This window comes from Reichenbachiella faecimaris (assembly GCF_900176375.1).
Classification (GTDB): Bacteria; Bacteroidota; Bacteroidia; order Cytophagales; family Cyclobacteriaceae; genus Reichenbachiella; species Reichenbachiella faecimaris.
In genome coordinates this window covers 497,114-510,376 of record NZ_FWYF01000003.1, presented here as the reverse complement: position 1 = coordinate 510,376, position 13,263 = coordinate 497,114, and the positions used below count along the sequence as shown (strand labels likewise).

At 39.1% G+C, this 13,263-nt stretch carries 14 protein-coding genes; 11 read left to right on the top strand and 3 right to left on the bottom strand.

The features are described 5' to 3' along the window. The first annotated feature begins 274 nt into the window (after nt 1–274). From B9A58_RS20225 to B9A58_RS14895, 9 genes are all read left to right on the top strand, one after another. Nucleotides 275–508, top strand: coding sequence for a hypothetical protein (locus B9A58_RS20225; RefSeq protein ID WP_139793912.1), 234 nt, complete (start codon nt 275–277; stop codon nt 506–508). A 71-nt stretch (nt 509–579) separates the two neighbouring features. After that, nucleotides 580–1,464: a sulfotransferase domain-containing protein gene (locus B9A58_RS14935; RefSeq protein ID WP_084373673.1), complete on the top strand. Its 885-nt coding sequence runs from the start codon at nt 580–582 to the stop codon at nt 1,462–1,464. After that, nucleotides 1,461–2,093 (top strand): hypothetical protein, encoded by a 633-nt coding sequence (locus B9A58_RS14930; RefSeq protein WP_084373672.1) that lies wholly within the window; start codon nt 1,461–1,463, stop codon nt 2,091–2,093. Before B9A58_RS14935 ends, B9A58_RS14930 begins: the two co-directional genes overlap by 4 nt. Then, the gene (locus tag B9A58_RS14925) at nt 2,083–2,757 is read left to right on the top strand and encodes a thioredoxin domain-containing protein (RefSeq protein ID WP_084373671.1); all 675 of its coding nucleotides are present in this window, start codon (nt 2,083–2,085) and stop codon (nt 2,755–2,757) included. The genes B9A58_RS14930 and B9A58_RS14925 overlap by 11 nt, the downstream gene beginning before the upstream one ends. A gap of 406 nt (nt 2,758–3,163) precedes the next feature. Beyond that, nucleotides 3,164–4,342 (top strand): acetyl-CoA C-acyltransferase, encoded by a 1,179-nt coding sequence (locus B9A58_RS14920; RefSeq protein ID WP_084373670.1) that lies wholly within the window; start codon nt 3,164–3,166, stop codon nt 4,340–4,342. 106 nt (nt 4,343–4,448) lie between these two features. Next, nucleotides 4,449–5,759, top strand: a complete 1,311-nt coding sequence (locus tag B9A58_RS14915) for a toxin-antitoxin system YwqK family antitoxin (protein ID WP_084373669.1) — start codon at nt 4,449–4,451, stop codon at nt 5,757–5,759. A gap of 150 nt (nt 5,760–5,909) precedes the next feature. Next, complete coding sequence (locus tag B9A58_RS14905; RefSeq protein WP_084373667.1) at nt 5,910–6,854, top strand: phosphoribosylaminoimidazolesuccinocarboxamide synthase; 945 nt, start codon at nt 5,910–5,912, stop codon at nt 6,852–6,854. Between the two features lie 16 nt (nt 6,855–6,870). Beyond that, on the top strand, nt 6,871–7,248 hold the full coding sequence (locus B9A58_RS14900) for an STAS domain-containing protein (RefSeq protein ID WP_084373666.1): 378 nt from the start codon (nt 6,871–6,873) through the stop codon (nt 7,246–7,248). A 42-nt stretch (nt 7,249–7,290) separates the two neighbouring features. Further along, nucleotides 7,291–8,205: a ribonuclease Z gene (locus tag B9A58_RS14895; protein WP_084373665.1), complete on the top strand. Its 915-nt coding sequence runs from the start codon at nt 7,291–7,293 to the stop codon at nt 8,203–8,205. 137 nt (nt 8,206–8,342) lie between these two features. Here the strand turns inward: B9A58_RS14895 and B9A58_RS14890 are convergent, their stop codons facing one another. Beyond that, nucleotides 8,343–8,645 carry a GIY-YIG nuclease family protein gene (locus B9A58_RS14890; protein WP_139793911.1) on the bottom strand — a complete coding sequence of 101 codons (303 nt, stop codon included), beginning with the start codon at nt 8,643–8,645 and terminating at the stop codon, nt 8,343–8,345. Nucleotides 8,646–8,899: 254 nt separating this feature from the next. Between B9A58_RS14890 and B9A58_RS14885 the strand changes: the two genes are divergently transcribed. Then, entirely contained in the window at nt 8,900–9,715 is an 816-nt protein-coding gene (locus tag B9A58_RS14885; protein WP_084373664.1) for a queuosine precursor transporter, read from the top strand. 126 nt (nt 9,716–9,841) lie between these two features. Here the strand turns inward: B9A58_RS14885 and B9A58_RS14880 are convergent, their stop codons facing one another. Then, nucleotides 9,842–10,933, bottom strand: a complete 1,092-nt coding sequence (locus B9A58_RS14880; RefSeq protein ID WP_084373663.1) for an o-succinylbenzoate synthase — start codon at nt 10,931–10,933, stop codon at nt 9,842–9,844. A gap of 141 nt (nt 10,934–11,074) precedes the next feature. Here B9A58_RS14880 and B9A58_RS14875 point away from each other — a divergent pair, with 141 nt between their 5' ends. Further along, the gene (locus B9A58_RS14875; protein WP_084373662.1) at nt 11,075–12,277 is read left to right on the top strand and encodes an S-adenosylmethionine:tRNA ribosyltransferase-isomerase; all 1,203 of its coding nucleotides are present in this window, start codon (nt 11,075–11,077) and stop codon (nt 12,275–12,277) included. 84 nt (nt 12,278–12,361) lie between these two features. On the opposite strand, the gene B9A58_RS14870 is transcribed toward B9A58_RS14875, so the two are convergent. After that, nucleotides 12,362–13,174 (bottom strand): ion transporter, encoded by an 813-nt coding sequence (locus B9A58_RS14870; RefSeq protein ID WP_084373661.1) that lies wholly within the window; start codon nt 13,172–13,174, stop codon nt 12,362–12,364. Nucleotides 13,175–13,263: the final 89 nt, after the last annotated feature.

Genomic DNA, 13,263 nt, shown 5'->3' with positions numbered 1-13,263 from the left:
TGGTTCGACTCAAAAGCTCATAAGGTGATGTTCTATAATAATACTGCTTGTCAAGGATTTGATAATACCTAATATTAGGTATTTTTGATTAATACAGAACGTAATCATGGAAGTGAAATAAAAAATTAATTAAATTGAATGTGGCATTCAAAATAAAATTCATTAAACCCAATCTTAACTGGATTTATGATGAAAAACCTTGACAATTCATCTCAATAAAAGCAAGGCGAGGTACTGAAAATCGATAAGAGTAGGCGAACTAAACTTATTAATTATGAAATTATTAATCAGATTAACTGCTATTATTCTAGGCGCTGTAGTCACCACTGGAGGCTTGAGTTCTTGCAAAAAAGACAATGAGGAGTGCTGCTCGTGGAGGTATGATGGAGAACGGTACAGCTATTGTGAGGATGATGGTTCCACCAAAAGGTTACTTGACGAGTATGATGCGTCATGGAATGAATTCAAGGACTATGTACAAGATGAATACGACGCTGACTGTGGATAAAACTTGTTCAACTGAATCAGTAAGCGCTTCTAGCCTGAAACAATTCCTGATTCAGTTGGATTACATCACCAATGAACATTAAAGATTCTACTGAGTATAAAGGGTTGGGTGTCCTTTTTGAAATCCTATTAAGAATCAGCAGACCGTTTCGAGTCGTTAGTAAAAAAATCTCCAGAGCTGCAGACCGTCTGAAGTTTATGCAGTACAAGATGATTTTTGGTGAAAGAGATGAGGATATTTACGTAGTGACACACCCAAAATCAGGAACTACGCTGACTCAAATGATTCTCTATCAATTAACTACCGAAGGAGGACTGGATTTTGATCATATATATGATGTCTCACCTTGGATTAGGAATGCTTCATTTAGAAGACAAGACCCAATAGACCTACCTTCTCCTCGAATTATCAAATCCCATGATAATTATGAGGAATTTGATAAAAAAACGAAGGGACGTTTCATTTTTGTATATCGGGATGGCATGGACGTTTCGGTATCTCTCTATCACCAAAATAAAAACTACAACAATAAGGATCTGAAATTCGATAAATTTGTAGACTCATTTATCAAATCCAAAAGTTGGTTCAAATACTCAAAGTCTTGGCTCAAAAACAAAAATAAATTCCCTATTCTCTATATAAGATATGAGGACTTAATTGAAAAGAAGGAAAATGAAATTCAGCGAATCATAGAATTCTGCAATATAAAATCAAGCGAGGATCAAATTCAAAGGGCTCTGCACTTGAGTAGTTTTGAAACGATGAAAATGCATGAAGATAAATTTGGCAACCAGCCAAAAGAAAAACATCAGGTGTTCAATCAGTTTATACGAGAAGGCAAGTCTGGCGAAGGCAAAGTGGCACTTTCGGACAATCAACAAAATCTGTATAAAAAACATCACAAAAAGATTCTTGAACCCATAGAATCAACCGTTTTTGGAAATTGTACTCGATGAAAAATAGATCTCCTTTCATTGTAGTGTCTAGTATATCAATAATGCTGCTTGTGGTCGGCATATATGCTTTTCGAACCGATAAAATTCCAAATGCCGATGATGTCAGAAAAAAAAAGGAACCTCATAGCTCTTCTTTTTTTGAAATAGTAAATCAAGCTTTTACGAAGTTCGAAGACACATCAAAACTGGGCCAACAAATCACAGCTGTTCTATTTGAATATCAAGACAATTGTTGCAAAAACATTGTCATTATAAGAATAGATAGTGTGCTGTATCTCTTGGCAACAAATAGTGCTCAATCAGTTAATCGGATGAGTTCCGAGAAACAAAAGACTATGTCGTTTGGTCTCCTTGCCTATATAATGGAAAATCAATCTACTTTGCCTTTAGAGGCTATTAAAAGGATTGGTATGTTTAAATTAAACTCAGAAAATAACCCAAAATTGTATGTCAAAAACGGCGATGGGGAGCTCTTTAAACTCACTTTAGATTCCGACAACATGAGCCTCCCTACTTGTATGAATATTGCAAAAAAAGTAACTGATTTACTCTTAGAAACAACCGGCTATCACCCATCCATTTCGGGATTTGAAAAATACCACTTAAATCAAAGTAGCAATGAAAATTAAACCTTGGATTCTTGCCATTCTTCAAATTCAAATATTGATCCTCATAGCACTAGCCATCTTTGGCATCAATAGATTGGATGAAATTTCCGAAAAACTGTTTAATACCAATAAATTACTATACAGCCAAAGAATCGATTCTGGACTTCAGAAAATTTCGCAACTAGCTGCAAATGATATCACCTTAGGGAACAAAGACGCCCCCATCTCGATCATCATGTACTCAAAATTTGATTGCCCTTATTGTCATGAATTTTTCACTTCCACATTCCATGAATTAGACAGTCTTTATATTCAAAAAAACGTACTGAAATTCACCATCCGATTTCTTAGTTCCTCAAAGTCAGAGGACGAGTCTTTGATCAAATTGGCATATTTAAGTCATGAGCAAGGCAATTTTAATAACTTTTTGAAACTGGTAATCACTGACCGCCTTTTTAGTGCTGGAGAATTGGCAGATCGGCTACACTTAAAATTAGATGAAACTGAAATTAATATTTCACAAACGAGTAAAGAGGCATTGGCAGCTGGCGTACATCGAACTCCGTCATTCATTATCAATGGAGAATTATTTGTTGGCAATCGAAAAATGAAGTTGTTTGATCGGAAAATAAAAGAGTTACTCAACCATTCGAATAAATCAGCACGCCCGGCAATCCTTCAATGAGATAAAAAAAGAAGCCTGCAAACAACTATCCGCGAACGAACTCATTGTCTACAGGCCTTAACCAACCTAACCTGAAGGCAAGCTAAAACAATTTGATTCCACAATAGATATAGCTCGGTGATAGTCTCATTTTTCTCGTTGAACCAATGAAATGGCTCGATTTCGATTGAGCCTTTAACATTAAAGGCTTAGCTAATACCAGCTCAATTGGAAATACATTATTTCGTTTTTTAGCATAATAAGACTCAATATACCTATTAGCATTTTCCAATATTTAGTGATTATTCTTCAGGGTGGACTTTTGTCAGGAGAGGATTCTTATTTATCCAAATAATGCTGCTTATTGTCCTTGGAATCACCTGTCCTTTTTATTTTTACAAGTATAAAATATTAACCCAGTAAGCATATGCAAGAAGTATATATAGTATCGGCGGTAAGAACGCCCATTGGAAGTTTTGGCGGAAGCCTTTCCAGCCTAACTGCCACCAAACTCGGATCCATTGCGATCACAGGCGCACTAGAAAAAGCAGGTGTAAAAGCCGAATCTGTAGATGAAGTATTTATGGGCAATGTAGTGTCTGCCGGTCTTGGTCAGGCACCTGCAAGACAAGCAGCTATAGGAGCTGGCATTGGATACAATGTGCCTTGTACTACTATCAACAAAGTATGTGCTTCAGGAATGAAGTCTGTGATGCTTGGAGCACAAAGCATTATGCTTGGGCATGCTGACGTAATCGTAGCGGGCGGTATGGAAAGCATGTCGAATGTGCCGTATTATGTACCTAAAGCAAGATACGGCCACGGCTACGGTCACGGGCAACTGCTTGACGGCTTGATGCACGATGGCCTTTGGGAACCCTATCACCAGTTTCCAATGGGTAGCTGTGCTGACAATACAGCCAAGGAAATGAACATTTCGCGTGAAGCACAAGACGAATATGCGATCAACTCTTACAAGAAAATCGCTGACTCTGTCGCTAATGGTCTTTTCAAAAATGAAATTGTACCAGTAGAAATTCCCCAAAGAAAAGGCGACCCTATCGTGATGTCTGAGGATGAAGAATATAAGAATGTGAAATTTGAAAAGATTCCTTCCCTTCGTCCAGTATTCAATAAAGACGGCTCGGTTACTGCCGCCAACGCATCTACCATCAATGATGGAGCCTCCGCATTGATCCTGATGAGCAAGACAAAAATGGAAGAACTAGGATTGACGCCAGTTGCTAAAATCAGAGGATTTGCTGATGCAGCACAAGAACCGCTGTGGTTTACTACAGCTCCTTCATTGGCGATCCCTAAGGCAATCAAAAATGCCGGCATTGAAAAATCTGACGTTGACTTTTATGAAATCAACGAGGCATTCTCAGCTGTGGCTTTGGCCAATATGAAAGAATTGGACTTAAACCCTGAAAGTGTGAATGCTTTTGGTGGAGCTGTAGCCTTAGGTCATCCCCTCGGATGCTCTGGCGCTAGAATCATCACCACGCTGAATTCCGTGCTACATGAGAAAGGTGGCAACATTGGTGTAGCCGGAATTTGTAATGGTGGCGGGGGTGCTTCTGCTATCGTGATAGAAAAAGCATAATAAAATAAGTAATTCGGCGTAAGAGACTTTAGATTTGAGGAAACTCAGGTTTGAAGTCTTTTTTATTTATACCCCTTGAGTTCCAATTAATCAGCTTGAAAAGTTAATGAGGTACCCGATTTGTTTTTTGATTTTAGTAGCGCCCTTCTCCTTTCTTTCCGCACAGGAAAAAATAAGAACCTATTATGATAATGAACAATCCGCATTAATGGAGGAGTATTTCGTGGTTCAAAAAGACACTGTCGTACTTGAGGGGCCTTATAAGAAGTTTAGCCCATCTGGTCAAGTGATCGTAACAGGCACATATCTAGATGGTATGCGCGAAGGTGAATTTTTGAATCTTTATGAAAACGGCATTACTCAGCGAAAGACTAACTATCAAAGTGGCTTGAGACAAGGTACCACTGAAGTCTTTGATCAGAAAGGAAACTTGATCCAAGAAGTTCAATTCAGAAATGATTCTCTTATTGGAGAATTGGTCACTTACTTCCCATCAGGAAAAATCAAAAACACGTCTGCTTTCAAAAACGGTAAACCGGATGGTTTAGTCAAAGAATATTTCCCCTCAGGTGTTCTGAAAGAAGAAGTCAACTACAAAAATGGCAAACAACACGGGCTAAATATTACCTACTACGAATCTGGTTTGCCCAAATCAAAAATCAACTACACGTATGGTGTGATTGATGGGATTATGATTAGCTACTACCCAAATGGGCAGATGGACACCAAAGCCACTCAATCCAATCACTCTTTGCATGGAGACTATGTCAAATACTACAGCAATGGCCAAATCAAAATGCAAGGCCAATACGAAAATGGCATGCGCAATGGTGAGTTTAAATCATACTACGAAGATGGGAGTCTTGAGAAAAAACTCAACATTGTAGATGATAAAATGAGTGGCGCCAATTTTACTTACTACCCAGATGGGGAATTGAAAATCAAGGCCAATTATTCTAATGAAGAAAAAAACTGGACGGCAGAAGAATACAATAGATCAGGTAAACTCATTGCTACCAGACAGTATAAGAATGACTTTAAAGAAGGTACCTGGAGGTATTTCAATTCTAAGGGAGATCTCGTGATTAAAGAAAATTACGAATTGGGTAAGTTGGAAGGTAAACGCACTGAGTACGATGAGAAAGGACATATCACTAAAGAGGAGAATTACCAAAAAGACAAAAAACATGGAGTAGCCACTGTTTATTTCAGCAATGGCAAGAAAGCAGAAGAGATAAACTATAAGTTCGATCGTCTGGATGGTGAATATAAGAAGTATCACAAATCTCAAGACTCTGAAATCACTGGACACTACACCCGCAATGAGAAAAATGGTGAGTGGATTTACTATGATAAGAAAGGTGAGATTATGAAAAAGGAGATTTATAAGTTTGGGCGGTTGGTTTCTATTAAATAATTCGATTCATTATCAAATCCCTCTCGCCCCTTTTTCCTAAGGGGGAATAACCCTCTCTTGGGGAAAAGAGTTCCTAGAATGACACTAAACACAAACAACTTTTCTAAAGTTTGAAACTTTAGAAAAGTTTCTATTATGTACTTTTGCGCCATGACAAAAGGGCTAAAATCTACCAACTACAAATTCGAAGGACAGACCAAAAAATACACGGGCAAAGTGCGCGATGTATATGAGTTTGAAAATCAACTCGTCATGGTAGCTTCTGACAGAATTTCTGCATTCGATGTGGTACTTCCAGAACCAATTCCTTACAAAGGACAGGTACTCAATCAGATCGCCGCACGCTTTCTGGAAGCCACAGCTGACATTGTACCTAACTGGGTAGAGGCTGTGCCAGATCCAAACGTAACCATAGGCAAAAGATGTGAACCTTTTCAAGTAGAAATGGTGATTAGAGGCTACCTCGCTGGACATGCTGCCAGAGAATATAAAGCTGGCAAAAGACAGCTTTGTGGTGTGGCTTTACCTGAGGGCTTGAAAGAAAATGACAAACTGCCAGAGCCAATCATCACACCTACTACGAAAGCTCACGAAGGACACGATGAAGACATTTCAAGAGAAGAAATTTTAGCTCAAGGGGTTGTAGAAGAGAGCCTATATGTGCAGCTGGAAAACTATACCAAAAAACTATTTCAACGCGGAACAGAAATGGCTGCCGACAGAGGTCTGATTTTGGTGGACACCAAATACGAATTTGGGATGTATGACGGCAAAATCATTTTGATAGATGAAATTCATACGCCAGACTCCTCACGCTACTTTTATCAGGACACTTATCAAGAACTACAGGACAAAAACGAACCACAAAGACAACTTTCGAAGGAGTTTGTTCGTCAATGGTTAATCTCCGAGGGATTTCAAGGCAAAGATGGACAAACCGTACCTGACATGTCTGAAGAAAAAATCAACTCCATTTCAGAACGTTACATTGAGCTTTTTGAAAAAATAACTGGAGATACATTCGACCGCGTGCCAACTAAAGATATCGAAGCACGCATTCAGTCGAACATTGAAAAATCGATTAAATTACAGTGAGTTTAAATCAAAGACTATGAAGTTTACACTAGACAGACAAGAAAAATACAATACGCTAAAAGTAGATGAGGAAAAATTGGATTCTACCATTTCTCCAGACCTCAAATCAGAATTCTTGACCATTCAGGGTCAGGGCATCAAAAACATCATTGTAGATCTGTCTGACGTAAAGTACATTGACTCTTCTGGGTTAAGTGCCATTTTGGTGGGCAACCGTGTATTCACGGAGGCCGAGGGTTCTTTCATTCTCTCAGGCGTCTCTGATCATGCCATGAAATTGATTAAAATCTCTCAATTGGATGGTGTATTGGATATTCTCCCAACTATAGAAGAAGCAGTAGATGCTGTCTTTATGAATGAGCTTGAGCAAGGATTGGGCAGCGAGGAAGACTAGGTCTTTCTTTACCAACCTACCTATCAACTAAACCAACTCTTATTGTCATTTACCTTACAAATACTAGGCTCCAATGCCGCCATAGCAGCGCATCATAGACATCAGACTTCACAGTTGCTCACTATGATGCAGGTGCCTTTCCTGATCGACTGCGGCGAAGGCACGCAAGCCAGACTCAAGAAATTCAAAATTAAATCTCAAAGAATTGATCATATTTTTATCAGCCATTTGCATGGTGATCACTATTATGGTTTGATGGGACTGATTTCTTCTCTTCACCTATACGGAAGAAAAAAGGAACTGAATATCTATGCGCCTCCAGGGCTCAAAGAGATCATTTCTATTCAGCTCAAGTACTCTCAGTCTTCGTTGAATTATAAAATCAATTTTAAAGAATGGACACCAGGAGAAAGTCAGCTCTTGTTTGAAAACGTAAATCTTACCGTACATTCGTTTCCGCTGAATCACAGGATTGACTGCTCTGGATTCCTTTTTCGAGAGAAACCCAAAAAGAGAAGAATCAAAAAAGGGCTACTGGAAAAGGACATTTCTCCACTCAAAATCATATCACTCAAAGATGGCAAAGATGTGCTGGATGACGACGGCAATGTGCTTCTAGCCAACAAGAAATATACCATGGAACCCGCCCGATCCTGCTCCTATGCCTTTTGTTCGGACACGAAGTACAGTGAAGCAATTCTTCCTCATATCATGGGAGTAGACTTACTCTATCACGAAGCTACTTTCATGGAAGACATGCGAGACCGTGCAGCCACCACCTATCATACCACCACCAAACAAGCTGGCGAAATCGCCAAAAAAGCCAAGGTAAGCAAACTACTGATCGGCCACTTCTCTACCAGATACAAAGAGCTCGAACCCATGCTGGAGGAAACCAGGAGTATTTTTGAAAATGCCGAATTGGCGATAGAGGGAGAGACTTTTAGTGTGGAGTGAGTTCACGTAAAGAATTTCGATGAGATCTCTCCTATCGTCGAGATGACAAAAGATACCATTCTCTAAATTATTTTGTCATTTCGAACGATCCAACCGACAGGTAGGGGCAGAGAGAAATCTCATCGAACTAAGATGCACTAATCCCTAACCTTTTCATTCAAAAAATTCCACTCTGGATTCATTGCATTTATCAAAGCTTCCTTTTTCTCCCTTCTCCATTTTTTGATTTCCTTTTCTCGCTCGATAGCGTGATCAATATACTGGTGCCGTTCCCAATAGATTAGATTGAAACAGAAATACCTGCCTGCGTACGTTTTAAATTTACCTCGATTTTCAAAATGTTGATCCAATCGAGTAGGAAGGTCATTTGTCAATCCTACATAGAGTGTGGTTTTGTTGGGGTTGGTGGTGATATAGACGAAATAATTGTGTTGCTTCACTGGTTTAAAAATAGAAAACAATCTTATAAATAGAGATACGATCTCTCCTTCCAGTCGAGATGACAAAAAAGAAAAATTACCATTACTTGTCATTTCGAACAATCCAACCAACAAGAAAAGAGAGAAATCTTATCAATCTTTCAAGATGCTAATCCAACTCAAGTTAATGACCCAATTGTGCTCATAAGATATGACAATGTATGATTTGGCTTCAATACAAATGATTTTATATTGCACAATTAAAATTAATATAAATGAACAGCCCTACTGCCTCCTTCCAAAACAAAAAAACAAACCTCTTTCTAGTACTGGCTGGTATATTTATCACCAGTGCGCTGTTAGCAGAATTGGTAGGTGTAAAGATATTTTCGGCAGAAAAAACCATTGGGGTCAATCCAGCTCAGATCAAACTGTTCGGAGACTTTGTGTTGGATTTTAATCTCACAGCGGGTGTGATCCTCTGGCCAGTAGTATTCCTGACTACAGACATTATCAATGAGTACTTTGGCAAGGCGGGTGTAAAAAAGATCAGTTACCTCACGGCAGGGCTCATCTCTTTTGCTTTTTTGGTCATCTACGTTATTACGATCCTTCCTCCTGCAGATTTTTGGGTGGACGTGAATGGTACTGCCCCTGATGGAAATGCCTTTGATATCAATTATGCTTTCAAAGCAATCTTCAGACAAGGATTGGGCATCATTGTAGGGTCTCTGATTGCCTTTTTGATAGGGCAGCTCTTGGATGTATATATATTCCAAAAACTCAGAAAATTTACTGGGTCGAAAATGATTTGGCTACGAGCAACAGGGTCAACTTTGATTTCTCAATTGATCGACAGTTTTGTGGTGCTGTTTATTGCCTTTTATTTATTAGCACCTGAAAATACCCAGTGGTCTATTTCGCAAGTGATGGCTGTGGGAACGATCAATTACATTTACAAGTTTGCAGTAGCCGTGTTGCTTACTCCCTTGATCTATTTGGGGCATCATCTGATCGACAGGTATTTGGGAAAAGAAAATGCTGAACGCTTGACTGACGAAGCAGCAGCATCCAGCAAATCCTTAATATAGAATGCAAATTCTTCCTTAGGTGGTTGTTCTCTGTTAATAAACGAACCTTGTTGCATTAGGCCATAGAAGTTGATTCATTCTAACCTCAAAATCAAATAATTTCGATCAACTCAAGAATTTAAGGTATCAATTGAATTCGAGATCGGCATAATCCCAGCTTAAAGTCTGATTATAGACAATCTCTTCTCCTTGAATGGCAAGTGGTGAATGGATGTTGTTTTCAAATAGCTGCCCCGTCCCAAGTCCTTGATGACCTACATAATTGTAACCAGCTGTGAATTGACATATCGCATTGAGACCTATGTTGGATTCCAGAGCAGACGTAATCCACCAGCCCATGTGCTGAGATTCGGCTATTTCAATCCACTCTGCTGTGGCTGCAAACCCTCCTACCAAAGACGGCTTGAGAATGATGTATTTGGGTTTAATATCTTTCAGCAATTCAGTTTTATCGCGTTTGCTAAAAACCCCAATCAGCTCTTCATCTAGTGCTATAGGTACTTGGGATTTCTCACAGACCAACTGCATGGCTTCAGGTTGCTTAGGCATGATGGGCTGCTCGATAGAGTGCAAATCAAAGTCAATCAATCGTTCCAGCTTCTTGAGCACATCTTGTGTAATAAAGGCGCCATTGGCATCTACCCGTAGAATAAGTTGGTCGGCTGGATACTGAGACCTAATGTATTTGAGCAACTCACATTCTGCATCAAAATCAATCGCTCCTATCTTTAGTTTGATGCATTTAAAACCCAGTTTGAGTTTTTCATCAATCTGCTGTTTCATAAAATCCCTTTCGCCCATCCAGATCAGACCATTGATAGGAATACCTTTTTCAGAATGATAAAAATCATTATTGAAAATTTTGAATTCTCCGCCATGAAGCAAATCCAAAAGTGCCGTTTCCAACCCAAAACGGATTGCAGGGCGATATTCAGAAACTACATTTTTGACCAATTTATAAATATCATTTTCGTACTGGGGCAACTCCATTTGTGCCAATTCCTTTTTTAACTCTTCCAACTCGCTCTCAAAATCCACGCTATAGTCGAAACTCAATCTTTCGATAGTACTCACCTCCCCTAAACCGTATATTTTCGGATTGCCTGCTTGATAGACTTTTAAGATCCAAGCCTCCTTGGTTTTGAGGACACCTCTGGAGGTACCTGCATCAAATTTGAAGTTGAGTACGTGTTTGGTGAATTTTAGAATTAATCCCATGTATATAAAAATATTATTACCACAAGGTGAGGAATTAAACCCTTACCTGTGAAGAATGAACCATAAGGCAGAATAAAAATAGCCATTCATTCTACATTATGTGGAGAATATAAGAATTTTGAATCTTTAAATATTTATTCTATGTCATCAGATTCTGCGTCTCTAGAAAAATACCTGTACGAACTTCCCGACCATCGCATTGCCAAGCATCCACTAGCACATAGGGATGATTCCAAATTGCTTCTTTATCGAGCTGGAGAAATCGAACATCAGACCTTCAAAGATGTAGTTGATTTGGTACCTGACGATTCGCTTTTGTTTTTGAATAATACCAAGGTGATTGCGGCCCGTCTATTTTTTCACAAATCTACAGGTGCTCAAATTGAGGTTTTTCTTACAGAGCCCATTTTACCACACACTGAATTTCAGAACGCACTGAAAGTCAAAAACAAGTGCACTTGGAAATGCATGATAGGCAATCTGAAAAAATGGAAAGATGAGAACGTGCTTTCGCTAAAGCTAAATGATGAATTGACGATAGAAGCCAGATTGGTGGATCGCAAAAAAAACCTGGTTGAATTCACTTGGGAGGGAAATCATGAGTTTCTTTCCATTGTGGAAGCTGCAGGCCATGTTCCCCTTCCTCCCTACCTCAATCGAGAAGAAGAAGCCGAAGACAAAGATCGTTACCAAACCGTATTTTCCGAATTAGAGGGTGCAGTGGCTGCTCCCACAGCTGGATTGCACTTTACGGATGACATTTTAAAAAAACTCGCCAAAAAAGGTATAAAACAAGATCGCCTAACCTTGCATGTAAGTGCAGGCACTTTTCGTCCAATCAAAGATGCTGACTTCAAAAATCACGACATGCACAATGAGCGCATCATTGTAAATCGACAGAATATTGCAAATATTTTAGCTGCTACAGGGTCAATTATTCCTGTGGGGACTACTGCCCTACGCACACTTGAAAGTCTTTATTGGTATGGCGTCAAACTAGCCAAAGATCGTAAAACGAAATTCTTCGTAGAGAAAAATGATCCCTATGAAAAGCATTTGCAAGGGATATCATTGGAGCATGCCATGACAGCAATTTTGAATAAAATGGATTCGGAAAATATCGATCAACTTAAAGGAGAAACTGAAATCTTCATCTATCCAGGTTATGAGTTTAAAGTGGCCAATGGCCTGTTTACCAACTTTCATATGCCAGCTTCTACATTGGTTTTATTGGTCGCGGCTTTCGTAGGGGATGACTGGAAAAAAATATATCAGGAAGCACTGGACAAGGATTACAGATTCCTAAGTTATGGAGACACCTCGTTACTTTTGCCGCACGGCTAAACCTTGGCACTGAGTCAACCGTATAAATACTTGATTTTCCTAGTTTGATTTTAAGGTCCCATTACAGATGATGTAGTGGGACTTTTATTTGTCCAGTTGCTTGATTAGTTTGTCAATTTTACGATTCAATAGTTCTATCTGGTGCTGGGATTTTCGGTGTTCTGCCAGTGTGATTTCAGACTTCAAATCCTCCTCATCTTTCACATCCTGCATGTGCATTTCATTCATGGTATTCACCACAATAGCGATAAAGATGTTGAGTGTGGTATAAGTTGCGATTAGAATAAATGGAATAAAGAAAATGTATGCATGTGGCGTCTGTTCCATCATGGGTCGGGCAATTCCCGAAGACCAGCTTTCCAAAGTCATAATCTGGAATAGCGTAAACATGGATTCCCCAATATCCCCAAACCACTGTGGAAAATCCTGACTATATAAGTTCGTAGCCAGTACCGCAAAAATGTAAAACACCATAATCAGGAGAACCATAATCCAGCCAATACTTGGAATGGATTTGATCAGTGCCTCTATGATCATCCTCAGCTTAGGTATATTTTTGATCAGCCTCAGCGTCCTTAAGATACGGATCGTACGAAAAACTGAGAATGAGCCAGCTGCTGGTACTGCCGCAATGGCTACAATGAGAAAATCAAAAATATTCCAGGCACTCTTGAAAAATCGAAAACCGAATGCATATAGTTTTAACGCTATCTCAACTACAAATATGGCTAAGATGGTATCATCTATCCATTCGAAAAAAGAACCAAAGCTGTTCACCCATGACTTGGAAGTCTCCATGCCTATGGTGATGCTATTGAGTATGATTAGTCCAACAATGAAGTTTTGGAATTTTGAGCTCTCCAGAATTTTGCCCAGCTTTTCTCTATGATTTGCCATTTTCAAGTAAGAATAGAGTGTTTTTTAAAAGTTAGACAAATATAGAAGACTACCCAAAGAGCTTGTGTGCTTAAATTAAAATAATTAAT

Excerpts from the sequence above, each read along its gene's own strand:
- B9A58_RS14935 (WP_084373673.1), top strand. The coding sequence starts at position 580 with ATGAACATTAAAGATTCTACTGAGTATAAAGGGTTGGGTGTCCTTTTT.
- B9A58_RS14870 (WP_084373661.1), bottom strand. The coding sequence starts at position 13,174 with ATGGCAAATCATAGAGAAAAGCTGGGCAAAATTCTGGAGAGCTCAAAA.
- B9A58_RS14900 (WP_084373666.1), top strand. The coding sequence starts at position 6,871 with ATGAAGTTTACACTAGACAGACAAGAAAAATACAATACGCTAAAAGTA.
- B9A58_RS14880 (WP_084373663.1), bottom strand. The coding sequence starts at position 10,933 with ATGGGATTAATTCTAAAATTCACCAAACACGTACTCAACTTCAAATTT.
- B9A58_RS14925 (WP_084373671.1), top strand. The coding sequence starts at position 2,083 with ATGAAAATTAAACCTTGGATTCTTGCCATTCTTCAAATTCAAATATTG.
- B9A58_RS20225 (WP_139793912.1), top strand. The coding sequence starts at position 275 with ATGAAATTATTAATCAGATTAACTGCTATTATTCTAGGCGCTGTAGTC.
- B9A58_RS14885 (WP_084373664.1), top strand. The coding sequence starts at position 8,900 with ATGAACAGCCCTACTGCCTCCTTCCAAAACAAAAAAACAAACCTCTTT.
- B9A58_RS14905 (WP_084373667.1), top strand. The coding sequence starts at position 5,910 with ATGACAAAAGGGCTAAAATCTACCAACTACAAATTCGAAGGACAGACC.
- B9A58_RS14915 (WP_084373669.1), top strand. The coding sequence starts at position 4,449 with ATGAGGTACCCGATTTGTTTTTTGATTTTAGTAGCGCCCTTCTCCTTT.
- B9A58_RS14930 (WP_084373672.1), top strand. The coding sequence starts at position 1,461 with ATGAAAAATAGATCTCCTTTCATTGTAGTGTCTAGTATATCAATAATG.
- B9A58_RS14920 (WP_084373670.1), top strand. The coding sequence starts at position 3,164 with ATGCAAGAAGTATATATAGTATCGGCGGTAAGAACGCCCATTGGAAGT.
- B9A58_RS14875 (WP_084373662.1), top strand. The coding sequence starts at position 11,075 with ATGTCATCAGATTCTGCGTCTCTAGAAAAATACCTGTACGAACTTCCC.